General features: G+C 55.4%; 21 protein-coding genes and 3 tRNA genes. 8 read left to right on the forward strand and 16 right to left on the reverse strand.

Annotated features, from left to right (window positions below):
- Window positions 1–298: 298 nt before the first annotated feature.
- The 7 genes from TH4_RS19550 to TH4_RS19580 all read right to left on the reverse strand — a co-directional run bounded on the left by TH4_RS19550 (window position 299) and on the right by TH4_RS19580 (window position 6055).
- On the reverse strand, window positions 299–496 hold the full coding sequence (locus TH4_RS19550; RefSeq protein ID WP_008890077.1) for a YqaE/Pmp3 family membrane protein: 198 nt from the start codon (window positions 494–496) through the stop codon (window positions 299–301).
- Between the two features lie 30 nt (window positions 497–526).
- Entirely contained in the window at window positions 527–1375 is an 849-nt protein-coding gene (locus tag TH4_RS19555; RefSeq protein ID WP_064782449.1) for an OmpA family protein, read from the reverse strand.
- Window positions 1376–1808: 433 nt separating this feature from the next.
- Window positions 1809–2684 (reverse strand): DUF748 domain-containing protein, encoded by an 876-nt coding sequence (locus tag TH4_RS19560; RefSeq protein WP_483414620.1) that lies wholly within the window; start codon window positions 2682–2684, stop codon window positions 1809–1811.
- 152 nt (window positions 2685–2836) lie between these two features.
- Entirely contained in the window at window positions 2837–3634 is a 798-nt protein-coding gene (xth, locus tag TH4_RS19565) for an exodeoxyribonuclease III (RefSeq protein WP_063087021.1), read from the reverse strand.
- 60 nt (window positions 3635–3694) lie between these two features.
- The gene (locus TH4_RS19570; protein ID WP_064782451.1) at window positions 3695–4381 is read right to left on the reverse strand and encodes a fumarylacetoacetate hydrolase family protein; all 687 of its coding nucleotides are present in this window, start codon (window positions 4379–4381) and stop codon (window positions 3695–3697) included.
- A gap of 147 nt (window positions 4382–4528) precedes the next feature.
- Entirely contained in the window at window positions 4529–4918 is a 390-nt protein-coding gene (locus TH4_RS19575; protein ID WP_064782452.1) for a hypothetical protein, read from the reverse strand.
- A gap of 150 nt (window positions 4919–5068) precedes the next feature.
- Window positions 5069–6055 (reverse strand): 2-hydroxyacid dehydrogenase, encoded by a 987-nt coding sequence (locus TH4_RS19580; RefSeq protein WP_008890071.1) that lies wholly within the window; start codon window positions 6053–6055, stop codon window positions 5069–5071.
- A gap of 200 nt (window positions 6056–6255) precedes the next feature.
- On the opposite strand from TH4_RS19580, the gene TH4_RS19585 reads away from it, so the two are divergent.
- Window positions 6256–6771 (forward strand): SH3 domain-containing protein, encoded by a 516-nt coding sequence (locus TH4_RS19585; RefSeq protein ID WP_064782453.1) that lies wholly within the window; start codon window positions 6256–6258, stop codon window positions 6769–6771.
- Window positions 6772–6811: 40 nt separating this feature from the next.
- Here the strand turns inward: TH4_RS19585 and TH4_RS19590 are convergent, their stop codons facing one another.
- Together TH4_RS19590 and TH4_RS19595 are read right to left on the reverse strand one after the other, a co-directional pair.
- Window positions 6812–7861 (reverse strand): flagellin N-terminal helical domain-containing protein, encoded by a 1050-nt coding sequence (locus TH4_RS19590; RefSeq protein WP_064782454.1) that lies wholly within the window; start codon window positions 7859–7861, stop codon window positions 6812–6814.
- A gap of 178 nt (window positions 7862–8039) precedes the next feature.
- Window positions 8040–9431 (reverse strand): class I SAM-dependent RNA methyltransferase, encoded by a 1392-nt coding sequence (locus TH4_RS19595; RefSeq protein WP_064782455.1) that lies wholly within the window; start codon window positions 9429–9431, stop codon window positions 8040–8042.
- A gap of 374 nt (window positions 9432–9805) precedes the next feature.
- Between TH4_RS19595 and TH4_RS19600 the strand changes: the two genes are divergently transcribed.
- Window positions 9806–12430 (forward strand): bifunctional diguanylate cyclase/phosphodiesterase, encoded by a 2625-nt coding sequence (locus TH4_RS19600; protein ID WP_064782456.1) that lies wholly within the window; start codon window positions 9806–9808, stop codon window positions 12428–12430.
- A gap of 82 nt (window positions 12431–12512) precedes the next feature.
- On the opposite strand, the gene mgtE is transcribed toward TH4_RS19600, so the two are convergent.
- The 3 genes from mgtE to TH4_RS19615 form a co-directional block, all read right to left on the reverse strand.
- Complete coding sequence (mgtE, locus tag TH4_RS19605) at window positions 12513–13916, reverse strand: magnesium transporter (RefSeq protein WP_008890066.1); 1404 nt, start codon at window positions 13914–13916, stop codon at window positions 12513–12515.
- 177 nt (window positions 13917–14093) lie between these two features.
- Window positions 14094–16385 (reverse strand): NADP-dependent malic enzyme, encoded by a 2292-nt coding sequence (locus TH4_RS19610; RefSeq protein WP_008890065.1) that lies wholly within the window; start codon window positions 16383–16385, stop codon window positions 14094–14096.
- Window positions 16386–16726: 341 nt separating this feature from the next.
- Window positions 16727–16813, reverse strand: a tRNA-Leu gene (locus tag TH4_RS19615).
- 117 nt (window positions 16814–16930) lie between these two features.
- On the opposite strand from TH4_RS19615, the gene lipB reads away from it, so the two are divergent.
- The 3 genes from lipB to TH4_RS19630 all read left to right on the forward strand — a co-directional run bounded on the left by lipB (window position 16931) and on the right by TH4_RS19630 (window position 19542).
- Window positions 16931–17581, forward strand: coding sequence for a lipoyl(octanoyl) transferase LipB (lipB, locus tag TH4_RS19620; protein WP_064782457.1), 651 nt, complete (start codon window positions 16931–16933; stop codon window positions 17579–17581).
- Between the two features lie 51 nt (window positions 17582–17632).
- On the forward strand, window positions 17633–18649 hold the full coding sequence (locus TH4_RS19625) for a diguanylate cyclase (RefSeq protein WP_245228024.1): 1017 nt from the start codon (window positions 17633–17635) through the stop codon (window positions 18647–18649).
- 353 nt (window positions 18650–19002) lie between these two features.
- Window positions 19003–19542 carry a hypothetical protein gene (locus TH4_RS19630; protein ID WP_120225574.1) on the forward strand — a complete coding sequence of 180 codons (540 nt, stop codon included), beginning with the start codon at window positions 19003–19005 and terminating at the stop codon, window positions 19540–19542.
- 292 nt (window positions 19543–19834) lie between these two features.
- Here TH4_RS19630 and TH4_RS19635 read toward each other — a convergent pair whose 3' ends face one another.
- Both TH4_RS19635 and TH4_RS19640 read right to left on the reverse strand, forming a co-directional pair.
- Window positions 19835–20107 carry a DUF4169 family protein gene (locus TH4_RS19635; RefSeq protein ID WP_064782490.1) on the reverse strand — a complete coding sequence of 91 codons (273 nt, stop codon included), beginning with the start codon at window positions 20105–20107 and terminating at the stop codon, window positions 19835–19837.
- A gap of 150 nt (window positions 20108–20257) precedes the next feature.
- The gene (locus TH4_RS19640) at window positions 20258–21379 is read right to left on the reverse strand and encodes an OmpA family protein (protein ID WP_064782458.1); all 1122 of its coding nucleotides are present in this window, start codon (window positions 21377–21379) and stop codon (window positions 20258–20260) included.
- Between the two features lie 336 nt (window positions 21380–21715).
- Between TH4_RS19640 and TH4_RS19645 the strand changes: the two genes are divergently transcribed.
- Window positions 21716–21792, forward strand: a tRNA-Arg gene (locus TH4_RS19645).
- A 54-nt stretch (window positions 21793–21846) separates the two neighbouring features.
- Window positions 21847–21923: transfer RNA gene (locus tag TH4_RS19650), tRNA-Arg, on the forward strand.
- Window positions 21924–22095: 172 nt separating this feature from the next.
- On the opposite strand, the gene TH4_RS19655 is transcribed toward TH4_RS19650, so the two are convergent.
- On the reverse strand, window positions 22096–22584 hold the full coding sequence (locus TH4_RS19655) for a fasciclin domain-containing protein (RefSeq protein ID WP_008890059.1): 489 nt from the start codon (window positions 22582–22584) through the stop codon (window positions 22096–22098).
- A gap of 263 nt (window positions 22585–22847) precedes the next feature.
- Between TH4_RS19655 and TH4_RS19660 the strand changes: the two genes are divergently transcribed.
- Complete coding sequence (locus TH4_RS19660) at window positions 22848–23369, forward strand: glycine cleavage system transcriptional repressor (RefSeq protein WP_064782459.1); 522 nt, start codon at window positions 22848–22850, stop codon at window positions 23367–23369.
- Here TH4_RS19660 and TH4_RS19665 read toward each other — a convergent pair.
- The gene (locus TH4_RS19665) at window positions 23366–24526 is read right to left on the reverse strand and encodes a GGDEF domain-containing protein (RefSeq protein WP_064782460.1); all 1161 of its coding nucleotides are present in this window, start codon (window positions 24524–24526) and stop codon (window positions 23366–23368) included. The genes TH4_RS19660 and TH4_RS19665 overlap by 4 nt on opposite strands.
- Between the last annotated feature and the right edge of the window lie 363 nt (window positions 24527–24889).

Raw genomic sequence — 24889 nt, forward strand, 5'->3', positions numbered from 1 at the left:
TTTCGCCGCCGGCGTACTTGCCGCAGTCATCTATGGATTGGTTGATCAAAGCACGCGCCCGGAAATACAGGCGTGGTATTGGCCATCTGTTGCCAGTGCGGTGACGTTTTTTCTGACCCGATTTATCATTTCCCGGCTGATTGGCCGGTTTATCGGCGGTGTGCGCCGTAAACTGCACTAGGCAATCTGCCCGACGTTCTAGGGGCTGGACCTATTCAGATAAAGAAAAAGGCAGGCTCGAAAGCCTGCCTTCCTATGTCGGGATCGTTGCTGTTTGCCATTTGGCAAACGGCTTCAATCATTCCTGACCGCCACCCATGGCGCTGCTGATTTTCTTGTCGGTGTTATACTGGCTGAGCGCATAAACGGCCCAAATTGCTGCCGGAACCCAACCAATCAGCGTGATCTGCAAGATCAGGCAGATAACACCGGCAATCGGACGCCCGATGGTAAAGAAAAGCAACCAGGGCAGAAGAAGTGCAATCAATAGACGCATGGATGAAATCCCCTTTTTAGTTCGACGTGCTTACATGCCGTCTTCGAAAGTAACCGTCACAACGCGGTTGCCCTGTTCGGGCACGCCGTCAGCAGTTGAAACCGGTACATTGGCTTCACCGCTGATGCTGATTGCAAGTTTGCTTGCCGGAACACCGGCATCACGCAATGCCTTGACCACCGCATCAACGCGCGATTTGGCAAGGATATCGTTATACATCGCATCACCGGCGCGGTCAGCATAGGCAACAAGGCTGATCATTTTCGGATCATATTTGCCATAGGCCTCGACAATACCGTTCACAACAGACATCGCCTTGCTATCAATGGCGGCACTGTCAAACCCGAAATAGACATTCATCGGAACCGGCATCGGCATCGCTGCCATCGGGGCCGGGCCGGTATCAAGTTCGGCCTGTACGATGGCCAGGGCCTGATAGAATGCCGAACGGCAGTTATCAATATCTTCCTGCTGGATGTTTTCTTCGAGTTCCTGCAACCAGCAATCAAAGCTGCTCTGTGCCCGTGCGGCAGCACTGGCAGCCTTTTCACGACCACCGGCCTCAAGGGCCGCCATCAGGTCAGAACGGGCGACTTCAACCTCGGCCTCGGACCCTTCGGGCAGGTTACGTTCGGCAATTGCCTGCGGACCGGAATCCATACCCATCGCCGCAGTCTTTGAACGGTTGGTGAAATAACGTGCATCGGCCCAGTCAGCCTCGTCATATTCTGCCTGGGCAAGATCTGCATAATTCTGGTGAAGAGCTGCGTCAAAAGCCGATCCTTCGTCGGCCATATCGCGCACTCCGGGAATGTTCATGTTCGCGCACGCGCTCAGAAAGGCGGCGGCGGATACAACGGCAAGCAGTTTGGCTCTCATCGGTGTTACTCCTTGATCTGACCGACTATCAGGATCCCAATCCCATTCTATTTTTTTCGGCCCTGCTGACATTTTTTTCCAATGTCTTGTCAGGCCATATGGCGGGCCTTGTGGCCCGTCCTGTTCCATGCCGTTCTTGTCATAATCAGATCAGAAGACCTGACCCCGAATTTCGATCCACCTCACGTCCGTGGTCGAAGCCCCAAGACAACACAGATTGTGGATATAACTATCCCTAACCCAAGATATATAGAAGTCAAATTCATGAAAAAAAGCAGTGGGATAGAGAAAATTCACAATCGACAGATATCCGCTCTCGCGGCCTGCCTCATTAATTTGATTACGCAATCACCAAAAACACAGCGGCCCGATGGATCAAAAACAAATCCATCGGGCCGAACATCACATCAGATCAAGACGATCATACGATGACCTAGTCCGAGGAACCACCAAACAGCCCCTTGACCGCGCCACCAAGCGCATCGGCACCTTCTTTCAGCTTGGTGCCACCGCCACTTGCAGCGCCACCAACCGCACCGACGACACCTTTGCCAAGGTCACCAACGCCCTGCAACAGGCCATCGACATTCAAGCTTGAAACCGCCTTGAAGACGGCAGTGTTGATCGCCGTCAGGATTTCACCGGCAACCTGGGCCGGGGTCGCGCCGCCTTCTTCCTTGCCCACATCGGTCAGATGAATTTCCGGCAGGCTGGCCGACAGTTTCTTGCCCTGCAGGAAGTCAGCCGAAACGCCGACATCGCCGTTACGGACATAGACGTTGTCGATAATGATTTTGGTTCCACCCGCGGCATCGTCGCCAGATGTGGCACTATCAGCGCCACCCGCACCGGTCGGACCGGAAACACGTTGAACAAAGGCTTCGACGTTGCGCTGGATGGTTGCGATGTTTGAACTGCCATTGCCCAGTTCGTAAATGACACTTGGCTGGTCAACCACCACCTCGATGATACGGATCGTATCGCTGGTCAGGGTCGAACCATCAAGGCGGACCGAGATATTGCCAAGCGAGAACGCATAATCGGAGTTGAACCCGTCGGGATTGCCGACCACAAGCCCGTCGATCGCCGCAGTATTTTGCGTCGGTTCGATCGACACACCTTCAACCGCGACATCGGCCAAGGTCACACGCGTGCCTGCCTCTTCGATGGTGGATTTCACGATGTTATCAAGATTGACGTAAACATAGACGAGGGCCCCGACGACCAAAACGATGATCACGGCCAGACCAATCAGTATCTTTTTCATTGCCCGTTTCCTGCGTAGTGCCTCACCGAAAATACGCGAAATTCAACCCTTAGGGTGCAAATGGGTACGCATCCGGTTTCGTTCAACCAGAAGAGTTGCGCCGATCGGCCAGACAATCAAGTTATTTCACATGACAAAACAGCGGATTAGGCTTCCCTGATCCGCTGCTTTGAGTTCTCCGATAATCTGTATGTTCAGAGATTGAATTCCACCACAACGGGTGCGTGGTCTGATGGTTTTTCCCAATCCCGGGCAATGTCATAGACCGATGCCGTGCGCACCGTTCCAGCCATGTTTGGCGTCATCCAGACATGGTCCAGTCGACGGCCCTTGTTGCTTGCCCGCCAGTCGCGTGCGCGATAGCTCCACCAGCTAAACAGTTTTTCGGGCTCAGGAACCACTTCGCGGACAGCATCGATGAAATCGCCCGATTGGCGGAATTTCTCAAGAATTTCGACCTCTACCGGCGTGTGACTGACCACGCGCAGAAGCTGCTTGTGCGACCAGACATCATTTTCCGACGGCGCAATGTTGAAATCACCAACCAGAACTGCCTTGCGGTTGGGATCGGTTGCGCGACGCTCCCCCCACCAGTTGGTCATTTCATCAATGAAGGAAAGCTTGTGGGCAAACTTTTCATTGATTGCCGGATCGGGTTCATCCCCGCCAGCCGGGATATAGAAGTTATGAAGTTCGACACCATTTTCGAACTTTGCCATGCAGTGGCGGCGGTCTTCCTTGCCACAGAAATGCTTGATGTCGGTTTCGACAAACGGCAGGCGCGATATGATCGCAACCCCGTTATAGCTTTTCATGCCGTGATTATGGCGATGAACATAACCAGCCGCCTCAAAGGCATCATGCGGGAAATGCTCATCGGGGCATTTCAGTTCCTGCAAGCACAGCACATCGGGCTGCTGATCATTCAGAAACTTGATGACCTGTTCAATACGCAGTCGGACGGAATTGATATTCCAGCTTACGATTTTCAAAACGGGCTCCGTTTTTGCTCGATTGAGGATGGGCCCCTGCCCCACGATCCCCTGAAGGGTCTATTTCAAGGTCACAGACAGTTCCGCGACATCTGCAATCACCAGATCCATGCGATCACCGCGCACAACCTGGCCAACGCCTTCGGGCGTTCCGGTAAACAGAAGATCGCCCGGTTTCAGTTCGATCAGGGTTGAAAGGTGCACCAACGCATCCACCACTGGCCAGATCATTTTCGCCGTGGTGTCATTCTGACGCACATCGCCATTGACCGACAATTTCAGGTTGGTGGCGTGCGGATTGCCCGCATCGGCCTTGGGCTTGATGGCGGAAATGGCGGCACAGCCATCAAAGGATTTTGCCATATCCCATGGCAGGCGACGGTCCTTGAGACCGGCCTGAACATCGCGGCGCGTCATATCAAGACCGGCGGCATAACCGAAAATCGCATCTTCAACGGCAGCACGATCCAGATCCTTGCCCCCCTTGGAAAGCGCAGCCACCAGTTCGCCTTCGTAATGCAGGTCTTCCGTGCCCGATGGGTATGGCAAATCACCATTTCCGACCACAAGGCAGTCCGTCGGCTTCATAAAGACACAAGGCGGGGTGTCCGAAGGATCGGAACCCATTTCGCGAACATGTTCGGCATAGTTTTTGCCGATGCAGAAAATGCGATTTACCGGGAAAACGTCGTCGGTGCCCTGAACCGGAATGGTCGTCGGTGCAGGCGCGTCAAAGATCAAACTCATGATGACCCCGTGTTGTTTATGCGTGATATGCAACAGTCATAAACAAGCACGGATCAGAAAGAAACGCCCAATGCGCATTGGCACGCATCTGCTGTCAGGAATTGTCAGGAGAAAGGATCATCGCACCCTAAGGTTGGTGCTTACAGGTCACTTAAGCTTCTCGCGCAGGATCATATCGCGAACTTTTGCCTTGGCGATCTGCAAGGCAGAAAACTGTTCCGGATCCTGAACAGACGGCACAGCAAGGATCAAAAGCTTGGCGGTTTGGCCGGCATTGACATGAAGATGGTAACGCTGCCCCTGAAGGATCGAAATGCAGCCGTAGTGGCTTTCATATACATTCCCGTCGCCATCACTGACCAGGACGGTTCCGGAACGCACAAAGACAATCTCTTCGGCGTGACGGCTTTGGATGCCTGATACCACGCATGGCCCGTGCAAGACGACTTCGCGTGTTGCAAGCCCGGCCGCGACGTCATCATTTGCCGGGGTCGCGACACCCAGATCAGCAACAAGCGTTTTTGGCCGTCTTACCATTTGCATACATCCCGAAATTGAAACCGGTTTGGTTTAATGCCGGGGAAAATGCCGGTAACGGCCACATCACACCATCCACATATGGGGAGTGTATGAAAAAAGGGGTGATGTACGCGCCATCACCCCTTTGAAATCATTATGGAAAGCGGATCAGAGCAATCCTTCGATCACGCGATCTGGTGGTGTGTGACCGTCGACAAAGGTCTTGATGTTGATCAGGACCTTTTCGCCCATGTCAACGCGGCCTTCGATGGTGGCCGATCCCATATGGGGCAACAGAACCGCGTTTTGCAGTTCAAGCAATTTCGGGTTCACCGCCGGTTCGTGTTCAAACACGTCCAGTCCGGCACCGGCGATTTCACCATCGGCCAGCATCCGGGTCAGGGCCGGTTCATCAACGATTTCGCCGCGCGCGGTGTTGACCAGAATGGCATGCGGCTGCATCAGTTTAAGACGACGCGCCGACAACAAATGATAGGTCGCAGGCGTATGCGGGCAGTTGACCGAAATGACGTCCACATGGGCCAGCATCTGATCAAGGCTTTCCCAATAGGTCGCATCCAGTTCTTCTTCGATATCGGGATGTACACGACGGCGGTTATGGTAATGCACCGAAAGGCCAAAACCCTTTGCCCGGCGTGCCAGTGCACGGCCGATACGGCCCATGCCGACAATGCCAAGGCGTTTACCCCAGATGCGATGACCCAGCATAAGCGTCGGGCCCCAGCCCGCCCATTCGCCCTTGCGAATAAGACGTTCGCCCTCTGCCAGACGGCGCGATACCGACAGGATCAGCGCCATGGTCATATCCGCGGTATCCTCGGTCAGGACATCGGGTGTGTTGGTGACTGTAATGCCACGGGAACGGGCTGTTTGCAGATCAACATGATCGACACCGGTGCCGAAATTGGCAATCAAGCGCAGATTGGGGCCCGCATGGGCCAGAACTGCCGCATCGATCTTGTCGGTGACGGTTGGCACCAGCACATCGGCTTCCTTGACCGCATCAATCAGTTCCTGCTTGCTCATCGGCGCATCATCGATATTCAGACGCGCGTCAAACAGTTCCATCATGCGGGTTTCAATCGCTTCCGGCAGTTTCCGGGTCACGACGACAAGCGGTTTTTTCTTGGTCATGTGCCGATCCTATGCGGTCTTTTAACTCTTTTTCAGACAAAATAAGGCATGGTGCATTTTTGTGCCCTGCCGCAGTGCAGTGATGCCATGCCGAAAGGTACAAAAGCAAGAATTTTGACGCACTTTTTGTAATTTTATTTCGCAACAGCGAATTATTACAAAACCAGCGCAAATGGAATAAATGAAGGAATACCAACAAGATGCCGCAGGTTTTGCGCAAATTTCTGTATCGCTTCATGGCCTTGGCGATTCTTGGCAGTCTGACCGCTCCGATCGTGGCCAGCGCACAGGAATCGGGCCTGCCAATCCCGCGATTTGTCGCGCTGCGCTCTGACAAGGTATTTTTGCGCTCTGGCCCCGGCCTGCGATACCCGAAAGTCTGGATTTACCACCGTCGCAATATGCCGATGGAAGTGGTGTCGGAATTCGATACCTGGCGCAAGGTGCGTGACTGGGAGGGCAGCGAAGGCTGGGTTCATCAAAGCCTTCTGATCGGGTCGCGCCACGTCATCGTGACCGATGAAAACATCACGCTGTATTCCGCCGCCGACAAGAATGCCCGCAAGATTGCTCTGGTCTCGGCAAGTGTGATTGGCCGCATCGAAGACTGCCCGGCGACGGTCGATTGGTGTCAGTTGCGGTTTGGAGATTTCGAAGGCTGGGCGCCCCGCCACGGGTTCTGGGGTATCTACGACGGCGAGAATGTCGAAGGATAAAACGCCTTCCTGCTGACCATTTCGGAAACTCCGATCAGGCTCACGCTTCGACAGAAATCCGATTGGCCGGACGGTCCGAACTACCACTGCCGCCCGATGTTCCATTGCCACCGCTGTCATATCCGCCAAACCCGGTGGTCGCCAAAGGCTGCGTTGTTCCGCTGTCTGGAACAGCTTGGCCAAGGAAGTCTTGTGATTGGTTTGAATCGTCGTCTTCGGCGGTCGGATCGAAGAACGGATCTTCTTCCTGTTCCGGCACAGGATCAGGGCGCGGTTCTGGCAAGGCAATACCACCCACCGCGACTGTCTGGTTGGCAAGCTGTGCAGAAATATCGCCAAGATAGGCCTGCAGGTTTTGCGCAATGTTTGCCTGCGCATCCTCGCGGCCAGATGGTGCCGATGCCGCCAGTTGCGCCTGGACAATGTTTTCACCCGCAACCTGCGAAACGCGGTTCTGGTCCTGCGCTGTTCGAAGGCTCCCCTGATCAGAAGAAACGGAAATCTCGCGATCCCGAAGGGCTTGCTGCGCCTCGTCAACCAGCGCACGCGCATTGGAAACGCCCGTGCTGTCGGAAACATTTATCGCCGAAAGGCCGGTCGCCAGATCTTCGGAACTCGAAGCCGACAACGTCACATCAATACGATTGTCCGATGACGTGCCGCTGCCAACCTGCAGCGTAATCGTCTGATCCGATGCCAGAAGATCGCGGCCCTCAAAATTGCTATTGGCCGCGATATCGTCGATCCGGGTCAGATAATCTTCGATCTGCGCATTTAACTGTGCGCGTTGCTGTGTGGACAGATCACTGTTTTCTTCCGCAACCGTGACAAGCGCGTCAATTTCGTCAAGCGCATCGCCAATCCGCGAAAGGTCGCTTGATGCCTGACCAAGAAGTTCACCGGCACTGCCCAAAGACCGGTTTAGTTGCGCATTGGTAGAACTTGTGCTGCGAAGCGGGTCGGTATTGCGGTTTGTGTTTTGATTATTAGCGGAGAACTGGCTGCTTTCAGGCGCAATCAACCGGTTCTGCGGGGCAATTGCACGCGCAGTACTGGTATAGATCGGCAACTGACTGGCCAGTGGTTCCATTGTTTTTCCGCTCAAACAAGCCGGCAAAACAACTACGTGCTGCACGGGCAAAGGGACTGCACATTTTCAATCCCTTGCCAACCTGACCATCCTGGTGTCCGGCGGAAATACCAACTGATAGTATAGTATATCAGTGAATAAAAATTAAGCCCCAAAGCGCACCGCTCTGCAAACGGCGTCAACCGGCAGAAACGCGGCGCAAAATGGCGAATAATTCAAGATGTGACGACCACAGGAACTGATCGACCGGCACGACTTTGGTGATTTCATAGCCGCCATTCCGAAGAACCCGCATGTCCCGGCTGAACGTCGCGGGATTGCATGATACTGCAATGATCCATTCCGGCCCGTCGACGGCAAGCGTCTCTGACTGGGCAAGGGCCCCGGCACGCGGCGGATCAAACACCACAAGGTCAAAGCTGCTGAGTTCGTCCCCAACAAGCGGCTGGCGAAACAGATCGCGCTTTACGACCTTGACCGGGCTGCCCGATTGTCCGACCGCATATTGCAGCAACTCCACGGCCCGCGGATCACTTTCCACAGCCGTGACCGAACGCCGTTTGCCCGAAAGGGCCAATGAAAATGTAAAACTGCCCACACCACAAAAAAGATCGGCAACGTTTTTCGGCGCGATATCGGCCAATGCCGACTTGATGGCCGCAACCAGTGCCTGTTCCCCGTCCTGGGTGGCCTGCAAGAAACCGCCCGGCGCAATCGCCACTTCGACACCTTCAAAACGAACAACCGGCAAATGACGCGCAGCAACCGGTTCATCAGGACGATCCCCGGTTTTCCAGCTCAGCCGGGCGATATTTTGCGCTTCTGCGAATTCCGCCAGATCCTGTCGCATATCAAGGTCGGGATCGTTGCTTGCCTGAATCAACACATCCAGACCGCTATCGGTCAGGGTGACAAATACTTCCTTTATGTCGCGTGCATGTTCCGGCGGGCAGGCTTCAAGGAACATGACAAATGCCTCGCGAAAGGCCATCAGTTCCGGGCGCAATACCGCACAGTCGGGCACATTCAGGACCGTGTGACTGAACCGGCCATGGAACCCGACAAAAACGCCGGTTGCCCCGACATGCACCGAAAAACCGGCACGACGGCGACTTGCCGGCGGTGAAATTTCGACATCCCCGACAAGTGTTTTGGCATCTTGCGGATCGATACCCGCACGCTGAACGGCGACCAAGGCCTTGTCACGCTTCCAGGTGCGATAGTCGTCATCATTCATATGTTGCAGGGCGCAGCCCCCGCATTCCTTGAAATGCGCACAGCGTGGCGTGTTATAGCCACTCGATCGTGCGATTTCGGCAACCACCTCGGCCCCATACCCGTCGCCGCGTTTCTGGCGAAGGGCAACGCGCACCTGATCACCCGGCAACACGCAATCCACATAAATCAAAACCGATTTACCATCTGGCGTCGCGACATGGGCAATCCCATCGCCGCGCGCACCGATCTGTTCGATGGTGACGTCTGCTTCAAACCCGATCAGCGGATCACGCCGGGATGGCTGACGTTTGCGTCCTCCCCGTGCACGGGGATTGCGGTTATGGTGTTTCATGGACTCTCTCTGGGGGTGATCTTTGTCACACAATGACCGGCCTTGACTGCGGGTGCCGGATTTCCGCCTCAGATACAACACTTCACGTTTTCAGAACAGGGGCTAACACGGATTTATTATCGCCAAACCTGTATCAAAACCCTGTCCCGGAACAGTTTTTGGCAATTACCGTCAAAAATTAATCCGTAAATGCAGGCGACCAACCCCTTAAAGTCGTGTAAGAATAACACCATAAACAAATAGTACCGGTTATCGGCCAGCAAAATACACTGGCATCTTTATCCATCGGTGCATGGATGTTTACTGGTGATAATCGTATGCACACACATCCTGATCGGGGAGGATCAGCAAGGGTCGTTGTGTTTGGGGGAGAGATGGAAGAAGAAACAAAGCACGCTGAGGAAAACGCAACCAAACAAACGTCGCGCCTGAAAAAACGGGCTTTGGCGGCTGGTTTTCTGACGGCTGCTTTCTTCGCATCTGTCACCTATCTGATTTGGCAAATGGTTGAAAGCGATCGCCGCGTAATCCTTCAATCGGCAGGCCAGATTACGGCAAATTCCGTTTCCCAGCAGATCAAATCCATTGTGAACAACAACCTCGCGGTGCTTGAAAGCTTTGCCGACAATTGGCAAGGCGGCCCGCCAGAGGACGAAAGAGATTATCTTTCGGTTGCCACCCCGCTTCAAAGCCGCTTCCCGGCACTCCAGGCAGTCAACTGGATAACGCCGAACTACATCATTTTGTATGTCGCCCCGATCAAGGGCAACGTTCCGGCCATGGGGGCGGATCTCAAACGTCATCCGCTTGCTGGTCCTGTTCTTGATATCGCGCTTGATCAACGCCGCACCCAGATCACACCAACGCTTGAGCTCATGCAGGGCGGCCGCGGTTTTGCGGCCTACACCCCGGTTCTCGGCCGCGATGGCGAGATTATCGGGATCATCAACGGGGCGTTTCGCATTCGCTCCATGCTGGCGGCGGTGATCAATACCGAACAGGTCGAAGATTACACCGTCCGTGTCCGCGAAGGTGACACTGTTCTGTTTGAAATTCGCGGTGAAGGTGATGATGAAACCCTTCAGCGCACAGTCGCCTTTGATGTGGTTGGCCGCCAATGGCAGGTCGATGTCATTGCCGATCCGCAACTGGCGCACAGCACGATCAATCCCGAACTGATCCTGATATTCGGCGCACTGACGACCATTTTGTTCACGACGATTGTCTTCCTGCTGAGCAACCGGCAGAAAATGGCAATGCGCCGCACGGTTCATCACATCCATGCCGGCGATGACATAAGTGACCTGTCGCTTTCGATCACCAAGCTTGACGGTCATCTGAAATCAATGTCGCCGGAAACCGCCGAATTCTTTGATTTGCGCGAAGAGGATTACGGCTTTATCCGGTTTTATAATCTCGCACCGGAATTCCAGTCGGATGGCACCGCATCCCGGCGTTCGCAGGAAAAGATGCTGCTTGCGATCAACCGTGGTGATGACGAACTCAGGCGCGAATGGATTGTCCGCAGTGCCGAGGGCGTGCATGTCGTCTGCGATCTGACAATGCGCCCCTCCACAACCCATCCGGACTGTGTCGACATCACCTTGCATCACAACCCGGCCGCCAACGCATCGGTCAACCGGTTGCGGTATCTGGCGACGCATGATCCGCTGACCGGTCTTCCCAACCATGCCCTGTTTGAGGATCGCCTCAATCAGGCGGTTGCCCATGCCAAGCGCTATGAAAAGCTTCTGTCGGTTCTGGTGGTCGATATCGACAATTTCCGGGCGATCAATGACCGGTTCGGGGCGGATGTCGGCGATGAAACGCTGCGCACCATTTCCGGGCGCCTGCGCGCCACAGTGCGCGAAAAGGATACCTGTGCGCGGTTCTCGGGCGATATGTTTGCCATCATCGCGACCGACCTTTCCGAGGCCGAGGGGGCAGCCCTTGTCGCCGAACGCGTGGTCGAAGCCATGTCGCAACCGATCCTGACCACCACGGGCGATGAAATCCGCCTGCATGTCAGTGTCGGTGTCGCACTTTATCCCAACGATGCACGCGCACCATCGCAATTGATGGCCAATGCCGATGCGGCAATGTATCGCGCCCAGAAATCAGCAGAATCATCTTACTGCTTCTTCGTCGAGACGATGAACAACGTGATGCATGCCCGTCTGTCGATGGAAACTCAGTTGCGCCGTGCGGTCGATGAAAAACGCTTTGTGCTAGAATATCAGCCGCGCTATCGCACATCGGACCGCACGCTTACCGGGTTCGAGGCACTGCTGCGCTGGATTGATGACAGTGGCAAACGCCGCCTGCCGCCCGATTTCATCGCGGTTGCGGATCGGACAGGCCTGCTTTCACCCCTTGGTCACTGGATCATCGAGACCGTCTGTAAACAGGTCGCTGACTGGCGCCGTCAGGGCTATGTCCCGGTACCAATTGCGCTTAACGTTTCAAGCCGCCAGTTCATTCAGGCCGATCTGATCAAGAACATCACCGATCTGACCGCCGAACATGAAGTTGATCCGGCCATGATCGAGATCGAGGTGTCAGAGGAAATCGTCATGCGCGATCCGGAACGCGCCCTTGGTCAGTTCTATCGTTTCTCGGAGGCGGGCATTGGCCTGACGCTTGATCACTTTGCGGCGGGCAACACGTCGCTGCGGTATCTGAAACGCTTCCCGGTCCAGCGCATCAAACTGTCCAAGTCGCTGTTTAACGTCGCGCTTGATGAACAGCCCGAAAACAGCGTCCTGCAACCAGCCATCCGGCTGTGCAAAAGCCTGAACCGCAAGGTGGTTGCCGTTGGCGTTGAAACCGAAGAACAGATGGCATCCCTTCAGGCGGCCGAATGCGATGAAATTCAAGGCTTCCTTCTGTCACCACCGCGTGATGCGGCCGATACGATGGAACTGCTGATACAGCAGAAACCGAGCAAATCGGCAGCCAAAGGCAAGTCACGACCTGCCTCTGACACGAAATCGGGATAGCCTGAGCCTGTCATTCCGATCAAAGAAAACCCCCGCAATCAGTTCGACTGCGGGGGTTTGTTTTTTTCAGGTTTCCGGATGACTAAAGCAGGAAGACTGCCGCCAATCCCAGAAAGGCGAAAAAGCCAACAACATCGGTAATCGTCGTCAGGAAAACCGCCGACGAGACAGCCGGGTCAATGCCCGCACGTTCCAGACCAAGCGGAATCAGCGCCCCGAACAGGCCGGCAAACAGCAGGTTGATGATCATGGCAACGCCGATCACACCCCCAAGCAGCATGTCATCAAACCAGAACCAGGTCACCGCCCCGGCAAGAACGGCAAAGGCCAGGCCGTTCAGGCCACACACCGCGACTTCCTTGCGGATCACGCGCAATGCGTTGGTACTGGTCAGCTCACGCGTGGCAATCGCACGCACGGCCACGGTCAATGTCTGCGTGCCGGCATTACCGCCCATCGATGCGACGATTGGCATCAGAACAGCCAGCGCAACAAGCTTTTCAATCGTGCCTTCAAACAAACCGATCACAACCGATGCCATGATCGCGGTGCCAAGATTAACCAAAAGCCATGTAAAACGTGATCGGGTGGTGGCAAAGATCGCACTTGAAAGGTCGTCTTCCTCGCCAACACCGGCAAGGCGCATCATGTCTTCTTCGTATTCCTCGTCGATAACGTCAACGACGTCATCAACCGTGATCACACCGACCAGCCGGCCGCTGTCATCGACAACCGGGGCGGAAATCAGGTCACGTTGACGGAACAGATGGGCGACGTTTTCCTGTTCCTCGGTCACGACGACCGTACGCATTTCATCTGATTCCATCACGTCACGGATCAGCACCGGGCGGTTTGTCCGGATCACACGCGACAGCGGCACAATTCCGACCGGGCTATAGCGCGGATCAACGACAATGATGTCATAGAAATCTTCCGGCAGGCTTTTGGCAGAACGCAGGAAATCAATGGTTTGCCCGACAGACCAGTAATCCGGGATCGCCACCAGCTCGCGCTGCATGATACGACCGGCGGTATATTCCGGATAGGACAGCGCCTCTTCAACGCGCGCACGCTCGATATCCGACAGTGCACCAAGAAGTTCGCGCTGCTCATCCTCGTCAAAGTCCTCGATGACCTCGACGACGTCATCGGAATCAAGTTCGGTGATGGCCTCGGCCACCACATCGGTGCCAAGCAGGCCAATGACTTCTTCACGAAGTTCATCATCAAGTTCGGTCAGGAATTCCGGATCAAAATCCGGCCGGATCAGATCAACAAGCAGTTCGCGCTGGTTGGAGCTTGCCCAACCCAGCAAATCGGCAATATCGGCAAAGTGCAACTCGCCCAGAAGATCAGCAGCCTTGCTGCCTTCTTCTTCGCCCAGCGCATCAAAGATTTCGCGGGCATATTCGGGAGTCAGATCGACATATTCATCGCCAGACGACTTTTCCGCCGGCCGGTCGAGTTCTTCAACTTGACCTGTCATCTGCCCCTCCCTGTTTAATGAGCCGCCAATTTTTCCTGCAAAAGATTAAACGCCGTGTCGGGCATTGTGTTCCAACGCCCGGCACGGCTGTTTCTGCGCTATCACATAGCCCCGGTCAAGAGCGCGATAGCAATTCACCCCAGCCCCGCTTGGGATCAAGACGGGGCTGGGAGTATGTTACTGGCTTTCCTGCGTACGCGTGACGGCATCAACAACGGCAATCGCCGTCATGTTGACAATACCGCGCACGGTAATCGACGGGCTGACGACGTGGGCTGATTTGGCCGCACCGACCAGGATCGGCCCAACCGGAAGCCCGTCGCCCAACATCTTGACCATGTTGTAGGAGATATTGGCTGCATCGAGTGTTGGCATGACCAGAAGGTTGGCCGAACCGCTTAGCATCGAGTGCGGGAAGATCCGGTCACGGATGGGCTGCGAAATGGCCGCATCTGCATGCATTTCGCCTTCGACCTCAAGATCCGGTGCCTGCGTTCTGATCAGCTGAAGCGCATCACGCATCTTGCAGGCCGACTTGTTTTCGTGACTGCCAAAGTTGGAATGCGAAATCAACGCGGCCTTTGGCGTCATGCCGAAACGCTTGACGACATCGGCGGCCATGATGGTGGTTTCTGCCACATGTTCCGGGGTCGGATCGACCGACACATAAGTATCGGTCAGGAAGAACGTCCCCTGCTTCATGATCATCATGTTGACCGTGGAGAAATCAGTCACACCTTTGCGCAGGCCGACAAGATTGCGGACATAGCGCAGATGGCGCAGGAAACCGCCCTGACAGCCACACAGCATCGCATCGACTTCCCCGCGACGCAGCATCAGGGCCGCGATCACGGTCGGACGGGTACGGACAATCGCCCGGGCATATTCCGGGTTGATGCCGCGACGGCCCATGATGTTGTGGAAGTCCTGCCAATCCTGTTCGAAATGCGGATTGTCATCAGGATCGTGAATTTCGATCTGCTCATCAGGAACAAGACGCAGGCCAAGCTCGGTAATCCGTTCAAGGATCACCTCGCGGCGACCAATCAGCACCGGATGACAAATGCCGTCATCGACAAGCACCTGACAGGCCTGCAGAACACGACGCGATTCGCCTTCGGGATAGACAACGCGTTTCTTGTGCGAACGCGCCACGTCAAACACCGGCTTCATGACAAGGCCGGACCGGAAGACGAAACCTTCAAGCTGCTGACGATACTCGTCGAAATCCTCGATCGGGCGTTTGGCAACACCGCTCGCCATGGCGGCCTTCGCCACACGCGGCGGAATTTCCAGCATCAGGCGCGGGTCAAACGGCTTCGGGATAAGATATTCCGGGCCGAATTTAAGCTCCTCCCCGCCATAGGCGGTTGCCACAACGTCGGAAACCTCGGCGGTTGCCAGATCGGCGATGGCATGGACCGCGGCGATCTTCATTTCCTCGTTGATCTCGGTCGCGCCAACATCAAGCGCGCCACGGAACAGGAACGGGAAACAAAGAACGTTGTTCACCTGGTTCGGATAATCCGTACGACCGGTGGCCATTACGGCATCCGGGCGGATTTCCTTGACCAGTTCCGGGGAAACTTCCGGCGTCGGGTTGGCCAGCGCCATGATGATCGGACCTTCGCCCATCTTGCGAAGCTCGTCCTCGCCCATCACGTTTGGCGCTGAAAGACCCAGGAAGATATCAGCCCCTTCGATCACGTCGCTTAACGTACGCGCGTTGGTTTCAATCGCGTATTCGGCCTTCCACGGATCCATTTCCTCGGCCCGGCCCTTATAGACCACACCAAACCGGTCAGTGACCGTGATGTTGTGCTTGGGCAAACCCATGGAAACCAGAAGGTTCAAGCACGCAAGCGCCGCCGCACCGGCCCCTGATGTCACAAGGCGGACCTTGTTGATATCCTTGCCGGTCACACGCAGACCATTAAGGACCGCGGCGGCAACACAGATCGCCGTACCGTGCTGGTCATCGTGGAAAATCGGAATGTTGCAGCGTTTGCGCAAAGCTTCTTCGATGATGAAGCATTCCGGCGCCTTAATGTCTTCGAGGTTAACACCCCCGAAAGTCGGCTCCAGCGCTGCGACGATATCGATAAATTTCTGCGGATCGGTTTCGTTCACTTCAAGATCGAAAACATCGATATTGGCGAACTTCTTGAACAGAACCGCCTTGCCTTCCATCACCGGCTTGGACGCCAACGGGCCAATCGGGCCAAGGCCAAGCACAGCCGTACCGTTCGAAATCACCCCGACCAGGTTACCGCGCGCGGTGTAATCAGCTGCGGTATCGGGGTTTTTAACGATCTCCTCGCACGCAAACGCGACGCCCGGCGAATAGGCCAGGGCAAGGTCACGCTGGTTTGCAAGGGTGGTGGTTGCCGTTACGGACAATTTCCCCGGGGTGGGATACCGGTGATAGTCCAAAGCTGCTTCGCGCAGCTTGTCATTTCTATTTGCCATTATAATACCTTTGATTTCAGGTATTTACATAAATTAACCGTTAATCGGTTAAATCCTGATAATTCACTCTAGCGGGACCGGTAGACTAAATGAGTTTGGCCCGCGATTGAAGCACTCAGTTCATTCTTCGCCAAGGGGCTGCATTGCGTAATTTTCAACGCGGCACCGCACAATAAATCAATTGTTTATGCCGCAACCGCGTGATGACGCACACCAACCGATCCATTGCCGTATTCAAACCATTGTAGGGGATATATGGGGAAGGTCCACAAACGAAAAAACCCGCCATTGCTGACGGGTTCTTTTTCGTGACCTTCCCGATTGGCCGGGAGGCCAGATAATGGTGCGGTCGAGAAGACTCGAACTTCCACGGGGGTTAGCCCACAGCGACCTCAACGCTGCGCGTCTACCAATTCCGCCACGACCGCATATGTTTTGCAGCAAAGCCCTTGAGGTAATTAAGTGGGCTTGCCTTGGTGCGGAAAGGGAGATAGCAAATTGGTATCCCCTGATCAAGGGCTCATTTCACTTATTTGACAGGAAAAATGCAAAGCAACGCCCCAACCGCGCAAATCCCCGAGTGGCGCACCACCCCGGAGTTGGTTTCCTACCCCGAAGCCCTTGCAGAAATGGAAGCCCGCGCAGAGGCCATTCATGCTGGCGAAGCCCATGAACTTGTTTGGTTTCTAGAACATCCGCCGCTTTATACGGCCGGCACCAGTGCCCATGCCGAGGACCTTGTCGATCCGGATCGCTTTCCGGTCTATGACGCGGGCCGCGGCGGGCAATATACCTATCACGGGCCGGGTCAGCGCACGGTTTATCTGATGCTCGACCTTAAGAATCGCGGTCGGGATGTCCGTGTCTATGTTCATAACCTTGAAGAATGGGTGATTCGCACCCTAGCCCTGCTGGGCGTCAAAGGCGAACGGCGCGATGCCCGTGTTGGCATCTGGGTGGTGCGCGATGATGGCCGCGAAGACAAGATCGCCGCCATTGGCGTCCGGGTGCGCCGCTGGGTGACCTTCCACGGCATTGCCATCAATGTCGCCCCGGACCTGACGCATTTCGGTGGAATCGTGCCCTGTGGCATTTCTGACCATGGTGTCACCAGCCTCAAAGATCTTGGCGTCGATATTCCTATGGCGGAACTTGATCGCCTGTTACAACAGACCTTTGGCGAAATCTTTTCCTAGGGTCAGGCATGTGAATGCGTTCTGACCCTACAACCAATCCGGGCCTTCCGAATGAGTGACAAGTCGCAACCGGCCAAGGCAGACACCCCGCCAGCCAAAGGCAGATCCAAGGGCCATAAAATGCCCGAAAGCATTGCCGATGGCGGGATGGCCGATGCCGAACGCGACATTCTTGCCGAACTTGAAAAGGCGCTTGGCGAACATATCGCCCTTTTGCTGCGCTGGAACCGCAAGCTGGTTCTGGCGGATTCGGGGGCGCCATCTGACACTGACGAAGACGATCATGATTGTGATTTCGGGGCGTGGTACGCGCTTAATCGCCATAACCGCCTGATTGACCAACCCGCCATGCGCGCCCTGGCAACCACCCATCAGCAACTTCACGAGTCGGCAAAGCGACTTCTGAGCGCACATGATGTTGATCACGAAGTCGATTCGGCCGAGTTCGACATGATGGCCCTGCGCGCAGAATCGTTTTTTGCCCAGCTCCGCCGCCTTGAACGTGCGTTCCGAACCGCGCGATCAGACGTCGATCCTCTCACCGGCACCTATAACCGTCAGACCATGATGGGTGACCTTAATGCCGAACGCGAACGTGCGATCCGCACCGGGGTCCCGACCGCGATCGCACTGGTCGACCTTGATCACTTCAAATCGGTTAACGACACCTATGGCCATCAAGCCGGTGATCTGGTTTTGCAATCAGTCGCTGGCATCCTGCAATCGCATGTCCGCCCGTTTGATAAAGTATATCGCTATGGCGGTGAGGAATTCCTCGTCTGCCTGCCCAATGCCGACATGAAGCAATGCGCGCGCGTTCTCGAACGCCTGCGGCGCGTGATCGAGGCATCCCCGGTTGCCATCTCGGACGAAACGATATTGCCGGTGACCGCTTCCATCGGTGCCGCCCCGATGACCAAGAATCGCACGACCGAGCAAATCATCGAGAAAGCCGACAAGGCCCTATACGCCGCCAAGGAAGGCGGTCGCAATCGCGTGCGCGTCTGGCGCAACCCGGATGGCAAGACCGCGTCCACGACCACAAAACCCGGCAAGAACGCGACCTGAGGCGATCTGCACCCAGGCACCAAAGGCGAAAGTGCATTTGTCCGGCCCAAGCCACACCAAATCAGGAAAAATTTTCACCAAACTCTTCCGCAGCGCAGCAACGACAATAGCCACCTGTTTTCAGATTGTTACGCCGTGAAAGTGTTTTTGTTCACTGCCAAGAACAAAAAATTCCGCATAAGCGAAATCTTGTCTTCACAAGTTGGCAACATATCTGCAAACTATAATAAGAAAAAGCAGCAGGGCTTTGCCTCCGCTCAAGACCAAGAGTGCAAGACCGAGAGAGCAAGGCCAAGAGATAATCGCTGCCGGCTTGGGAGGGAATTCGTTTAGACCCGAACGGAGGCCCATGAATGTCCAGTTCTATGGATTTCGCGCCTGGCGACCCGACCTTGATGCTGACCGTACTGCGCAGCGCCGAGGCAAATCTTGATCGCAGCATGTTGCTGCGCCGTGTCCTGTCCCTTTTCTGTACCGACGATTATGGCAATCAGGTTGCCATCCAGGACGGCCCTGACTTGCAGCGCCGCATCGACAATGCCATTGCCAATCTTCAACTGGCTGGCTTGATCCGCATGACGGCGGGTGAAGAATTGTCGATCACCTCGCTTGGCACCGCCATGATGATGGCCTACCCGCTTGGCATCGATGATGGTGTGCTGTGTTCGTTGCCGGCATTTCGCAACAGCCTTTATGAAACCCATGCGCCGGTGGTTCAGGAACGCCACCTGCCGAATTCGGCCTATGGTTCCGGTTTTTCAGCCGGGATTGACGCGCATCGCCTGACCGAAAACCCCTATCCGTCTGATTGCCGTGATCATGAAGACTGGTTGATGGGATGGGATGAGGCCCTTGATCAGGCCAAACGCGAAGCGGAAACGCTGCTGAACTGATCGGCATGATCCGTTCACACTGCGTCTAAAAACTTGCGACCGGCAAACGGAATGCAATTTCCGATGCCGCGATTTGAATACCCGGCACTGCCGGTGATGCCGTGCCACCTTGTGCAACGGCCGACACCTGCCCGTTTGATCCGCAACGATGGCAACATGCCATTGCCACTGCACATCACACGCGGGCAACGGGTCCCTGCCCCCTGATCACATCTCACTGACCAGCACAGCGACCCACGCGGTTTATCCGCATGGGATCGGCATCTTCTTGTTCACTTGAATGATTGGGCCGCTATTTGGCTTCGCTGTCGGACGGGTCATCTGATGCGAAGATTGAAACCACGTTATTTTCGCTGACCTCGGGGGCTTGGTCTTCCTCACCACTGGTCGGCTTTTCACGCTTGTGCCCGTCATGCTGTTTGGCGGCATTCTGGCGTTCGTGTTCGGTCAGGGTACGTTCAACGCGCGTGCGCCCATGCAGCAAGCGGTTCTGATCGGCCTTGCGTGCCTTTTCGTCGCGTTGCTTGCGTTTGCGTGCCTGACGCAGATTAACCAGATCGCCCATATCAGCCTTCTGTTTTCTGGCTTCTGTTTTTCCGGCTGACCGGATCAGGCGAAATAACCTGACCGGCATGACCCGAAATAAAAAACGGGTGCTTCGATTACCCGAAGCACCCGCTAGCCGTTCTTAAAATCCGTAGGTGTCCGACAGGACTTAGCGCACGAAGACGTGCACCTCGTTTGCCGAGACAGATGCGCTGGTCGCATCAGAGGCACGCACGCGCGAGCTTGGCATGCCCATATCGGTCAGCGACCGAAGAACTGCCTGCGCGTTGCGCTTGGATTTATTGGCATTCAGCGCAACCTGCGCCGGGGTACCACGATTCGGTGTCACCGCAACCACATCAAAGCTTGCCTGCGGGCGACGTTCAAGAACGCGGTTCACCGCGTTATACAACGCCTGCTCGTACTTGACGCTCGCCGTATCAAAACGGATCACGACAAGCGGACGATCGCTTGGTGCGGCTGCCATACGCTGACCGCTTGATGCCGGTGCAGCCTGCGACTGGAAGACACGTTTCGAAAGGGAATCCCCGAAGATCTCGCCATTCTTGACAGCCAGAGCCAGCGCATTGAGGTTCGCGCGTTCTGTGCTGACATAAGACGTCTGACGGGCAAGGCTTTCGCTGATTTCGTTGAGAAGACGATCAATCAGCACCGTGGTGCGGTTGGTTTCGTCTTCAAGCAGGGCAAGCTGACGGTGGTCTTCGTCAACAGCGCCTGAAACCTGATAGGCCGAACGAACCGACTCAAGCAGGAAGGTCGACAGCGTGCTGTCGGCAGCAACCTTGTTGGCCAGCGAGTTCAGCGCGGCAATGTCATCATTCACACGATCCAGTTCGGACTGTGCGGTGTTCCACTGCTGCACCAGAACCGGGTTACCCGGCGTGGTGCCGACCTGCAGACGGGCACTGATCGCGGCAACCGTGCCGTGATAGGCCTGCGAGTGCGCGACGGTCTGTCCACGCAGCTGCTGCAGTTCGTTGCTATGATTGCTCAAAGCGGATTTGAGACGGTTCAGCTCCTGCTGCATGTTCTCGACCTTGGAACCAACAAAGGTTCCGGTCTGAGATACCCCAGTCAGCGGTTCCGTGCTTGCAGCAACGTCATAGCTGGTGACGGCATCGGCACCAACCGGCTGATTGGCAACGACGTTTTGCTGCGTCGTTTCCTCTTCACCGGCAAGTGTCGGCCACAGGGCCTCAGAAGAAAAAGAACATCCCCCCAGCATCAGGGCGGTGCCGATTACGGCGAGGTAGGTTTTACGAACGGCCATTTCGATCTATTACCTAAGTAGAAATATGCGAATCTCCCTGGGCCTGCCTTTTTATCTAGGTGAAACAAGCCCCTGCTCCCCCGGGATTGAAAGCATCTTAGTCTACGACCACTTATGGAACAAGACGCATTTGCCCCTTTTTTGCCGAGTCTTGTCCTTATTCACTTCAAAGCGGACAAAGCCGGGCAAAACAGGGGCGTAGCAGTCAGGTAAACCGCGCCCTGTGAAAAAATGGGAAAAATTCAAATTTACTGCTTGCAATGACATGCTCGTTTGCATAAGTTCCGCTCCGCCGACGGGGAGCAGACCTTTGCAAACCGCCGGAAATTAAGGCAAGCGCCCGTAGCTCAGCTGGATAGAGCATCTGACTACGAATCAGAAGGCCGGAGGTTCGAATCCTTCCGGGCGCGCCAGTGAAAGGCTCGACGTCACCGCGTCGGGCCTTTACCATTTATACAAGCGTAAAAGCGCCCGTAGCTCAGCTGGATAGAGCATCTGACTACGAATCAGAAGGCCGGAGGTTCGAATCCTTCCGGGCGCGCCAGTCAAAGGCCCGACGTTACTGCGTCGGGCCTTTGTTGTTTCGCCCACCTGCTTTGCGCTTGCTTGGTCCGGCGCACAATCTGCAAACAAGCCCGATCAGAAAAAAAGCCCGGCACATATTTGCACCGGGCTTCGTATCTTATTTCGGGGACTTTATGTCGGTGTGTGCGGGATTACATGCCCGGCATGATCACGGTGTCGATCACGTGAATAACACCGTTGTCAGCTTCGATATCGGCATTGACCACAGTGGCTTCATCGACCATGACACCGTTCATGGCATTCACATCGATGCTGTCACCCTGGACACTGGCCACCATCATTTCCTTGCCTGCGATGTCACCCGACATCACTTTGCCCGGCACCACATGATAGGTCAGGATGGAAACAAGCTTGTCCTTGTTTTCCGGCTTAAGAAGGTCTTCAACGGTGCCGGCCGGCAGCTTGGCAAAGGCTTCGTCGGTCGGTGCAAAGACCGTAAACGGACCTTCGCCTTTAAGCGTATCGACAAGTCCGGCGGCCTGCACGGCCGCTACAAGCGTGTTGAACGAACCGGCGGCAACGGCGGTATCAACGATGTCAGCTGCTTTGGCAGACATCGCACCAAAGGTCAGGCTGGCAGCGGTCGCAACGGCAATGAGAGACGATTTGATCGCAGACATGGTCCTATCTCCTGTTAACCAACGTGGAATTTCAACGTCGAATTGTTGCTGTCACAGGAAGGCATACGGCCCATCATCGCGTATCAGTTCAATCATATGATTGTGATAACAAAGGCGCATCCAATCACCTTTGCACAACGTACTACACCCTTGGCGCGTAGCCATCCGGGCGACAAAATCACTGCATCTTGTATCGCTGCGGTGTTATGGTCAGGTGATCACAAGGGCAAAGCCCGATAAGGGACCTAGGACGGAGCGCACCAATGAATGCCAACACCCGGATCACCATTTCCTGCGATGACCGCGTCGGTTTGATTTCCGATATCACCGGGCGACTGTTTGATATCGGTACAAACCTTGGCCCAACGTCATTTTCGCTCGACGGCGATGTTGCGAAGTTCGAAACCACTTGCGAACTTCCCGATGAATGCCCGATATCCGAATGCGAAGCTGTGCTGCGCGGACTTTCCCTTGGCAATGCCGACATCACGGTCGAAGCCATTGCCGCCGCCCCGGAAATGACCACGGCACCGGGTGCGACCCATCTGATCGAATGTTCGGGGATCGACCAGCCGGGCCTGATCGCGCGCCTGTCGGAAATCTTTATCGAATACAATGCCAACATCGTCCGTCTGGCGGCATCGGCAACCGACGAAAAGGATGCGCGGATTTACACCCTGCGCTTTGCCGTCGCCATTCCGCCGGAACGCGCCGCCAATTGCCTGGCAACACTTGCCAATACGGCGGGTTCCATGCGGCTTGTCTTCAAGTTTGACGAACTTTAAATCACCACGCGATTACGGCCGGATTGCTTTGCCTGATAAAGCTTCTGGTCCGCACTTTTAAGGACTGCCCACGGGTCGGTGGTGTCTTCATCACGTTCGCACACACCGACTGAAATGGTGACGGAAACGGATTTGTTTTTTTCCGGCGGAGTGATCTTATTCTCTGCAATCCGTTTGCGCAGCGCATCAAGTGGCTCTGCGGCCCGCTCGGAACTCCGTCCGGCAAACAGCACGGCAAATTCTTCGCCGCCATAACGGTATGCCTTGCCACCCCCGCCGACGCGCGCAAGCTCCCGCGCCACCTTTTTCAAAACGATATCGCCAACATCATGGCCATAGGTGTCGTTAAACTTCTTGAAGTGATCAACATCAAGCATGGCAATCGCATATTGATTGCCAAGTTCCGCCATCGCATGTCCCAGCGCGCGCCGCCCCGGCAACCCGGTCAGATCATCGACAAACGCCATCCGCCAGGCTTCCTGCGCCAGTCCCGCCAGAACCACACCGGTCGCGGCAAGATATCCATATTGAATAATCCCTGTGCCCATCACCGTTGCCACATCAATCGCAATGATCGCCGCCGCAAAGCTGGTTTCAAGCGGCTTGTGCCGGATCAAAAGCAAGATCACCGCGATGACGGATATGATCATCGCCGGATGGGGCATTGCGCCCAAAATACCGGTGCTGACAAAAAAGCGCGTATCAAGCACGCGATGCAGCGCCGATCCGACATCGGGCTGGCCGGCCAGCATCAGCATGACAAAGATCTGCAATCCCAGAACCAGCATCCGGGCAATGCCACGCGGGTTCAAAACACCGCGTTCGGCCGTAAAGCCCAGCAAAAGCAGATTGATCGGGATCAGATAAAGCGTGGCGACCCGAAGGAACGCCAATCCCTCGGCCGAAATGCCGGCCCCGTTGCCCACCAGCAGCCAATAGCAAACCAGCAACAGCAACATGACAAAAACCGCGCGCCCGCGGTTAAACCACCAGCCAATCGCCCCGCCCAGCACGGCCAGCAAGAACGGCCCGTATCGCACCAATCCGGAAAGTTCGGCTGGCACCAGCGTCGGCGAAACGGCCAGCACCAGACACGCACCCAAAATAAGCGCAGGCGCCAAACCGGCAGAAACAACAATGGAATAAGCGCGACGCATGGGGCGTTCGATACTACCTGCTGGTGGGTCTTTGGAACAGATATCGGGATACCGCCGGTAATCTAACGGCAGTCCGGTTAAGGGGCTATTGCTTTATCCGGCTTATCTCGAGTTTTTCTGATTAACGGGCCGCGTGCGCCAAAAGCACTAGAGACATGAGTATTTTAAAACTTGCCAGCATTCGCATCCGCACCCTAAATTACCCACAGGTTTACTGCGACGCACAATGATCGCAGACCACATAACTGTCACGGCGGCCACGGTACGATCCCGAAAACGGGACGCATAAATACGCCCCATGCTTCGCGCGATGATCGATTGATGATCCATCGCCTGCGACGCACTGATTGACATGACAGGTTC

It is taken from the genome of Thalassospira tepidiphila MCCC 1A03514 (genome assembly GCF_001662875.1).
In the GTDB taxonomy this organism is placed as follows: domain Bacteria; phylum Pseudomonadota; class Alphaproteobacteria; order Rhodospirillales; family Thalassospiraceae; genus Thalassospira; species Thalassospira tepidiphila.

Coding starts and splice junctions, on each gene's coding strand:
- TH4_RS19550 (WP_008890077.1), bottom strand. CDS start 496: ATGCGTCTATTGATTGCACTTCTTCTGCCCTGGTTGCTTTTCTTTACC.
- TH4_RS19555 (WP_064782449.1), bottom strand. CDS start 1,375: ATGAGAGCCAAACTGCTTGCCGTTGTATCCGCCGCCGCCTTTCTGAGC.
- TH4_RS19570 (WP_064782451.1), bottom strand. CDS start 4,381: ATGAGTTTGATCTTTGACGCGCCTGCACCGACGACCATTCCGGTTCAG.
- TH4_RS19575 (WP_064782452.1), bottom strand. CDS start 4,918: ATGGTAAGACGGCCAAAAACGCTTGTTGCTGATCTGGGTGTCGCGACC.
- TH4_RS19580 (WP_008890071.1), bottom strand. CDS start 6,055: ATGACCAAGAAAAAACCGCTTGTCGTCGTGACCCGGAAACTGCCGGAA.
- TH4_RS19585 (WP_064782453.1), top strand. CDS start 6,256: ATGCCGCAGGTTTTGCGCAAATTTCTGTATCGCTTCATGGCCTTGGCG.
- TH4_RS19590 (WP_064782454.1), bottom strand. CDS start 7,861: ATGGAACCACTGGCCAGTCAGTTGCCGATCTATACCAGTACTGCGCGT.
- TH4_RS19595 (WP_064782455.1), bottom strand. CDS start 9,431: ATGAAACACCATAACCGCAATCCCCGTGCACGGGGAGGACGCAAACGT.
- TH4_RS19600 (WP_064782456.1), top strand. CDS start 9,806: ATGGAAGAAGAAACAAAGCACGCTGAGGAAAACGCAACCAAACAAACG.
- mgtE (WP_008890066.1), bottom strand. CDS start 13,916: ATGACAGGTCAAGTTGAAGAACTCGACCGGCCGGCGGAAAAGTCGTCT.
- TH4_RS19610 (WP_008890065.1), bottom strand. CDS start 16,385: ATGGCAAATAGAAATGACAAGCTGCGCGAAGCAGCTTTGGACTATCAC.
- lipB (WP_064782457.1), top strand. CDS start 16,931: ATGCAAAGCAACGCCCCAACCGCGCAAATCCCCGAGTGGCGCACCACC.
- TH4_RS19625 (WP_245228024.1), top strand. CDS start 17,633: ATGAGTGACAAGTCGCAACCGGCCAAGGCAGACACCCCGCCAGCCAAA.
- TH4_RS19630 (WP_120225574.1), top strand. CDS start 19,003: ATGTCCAGTTCTATGGATTTCGCGCCTGGCGACCCGACCTTGATGCTG.
- TH4_RS19635 (WP_064782490.1), bottom strand. CDS start 20,107: ATGGGCGATCTGGTTAATCTGCGTCAGGCACGCAAACGCAAGCAACGC.
- TH4_RS19640 (WP_064782458.1), bottom strand. CDS start 21,379: ATGGCCGTTCGTAAAACCTACCTCGCCGTAATCGGCACCGCCCTGATG.
- TH4_RS19655 (WP_008890059.1), bottom strand. CDS start 22,584: ATGTCTGCGATCAAATCGTCTCTCATTGCCGTTGCGACCGCTGCCAGC.
- TH4_RS19660 (WP_064782459.1), top strand. CDS start 22,848: ATGAATGCCAACACCCGGATCACCATTTCCTGCGATGACCGCGTCGGT.
- TH4_RS19665 (WP_064782460.1), bottom strand. CDS start 24,526: ATGCGTCGCGCTTATTCCATTGTTGTTTCTGCCGGTTTGGCGCCTGCG.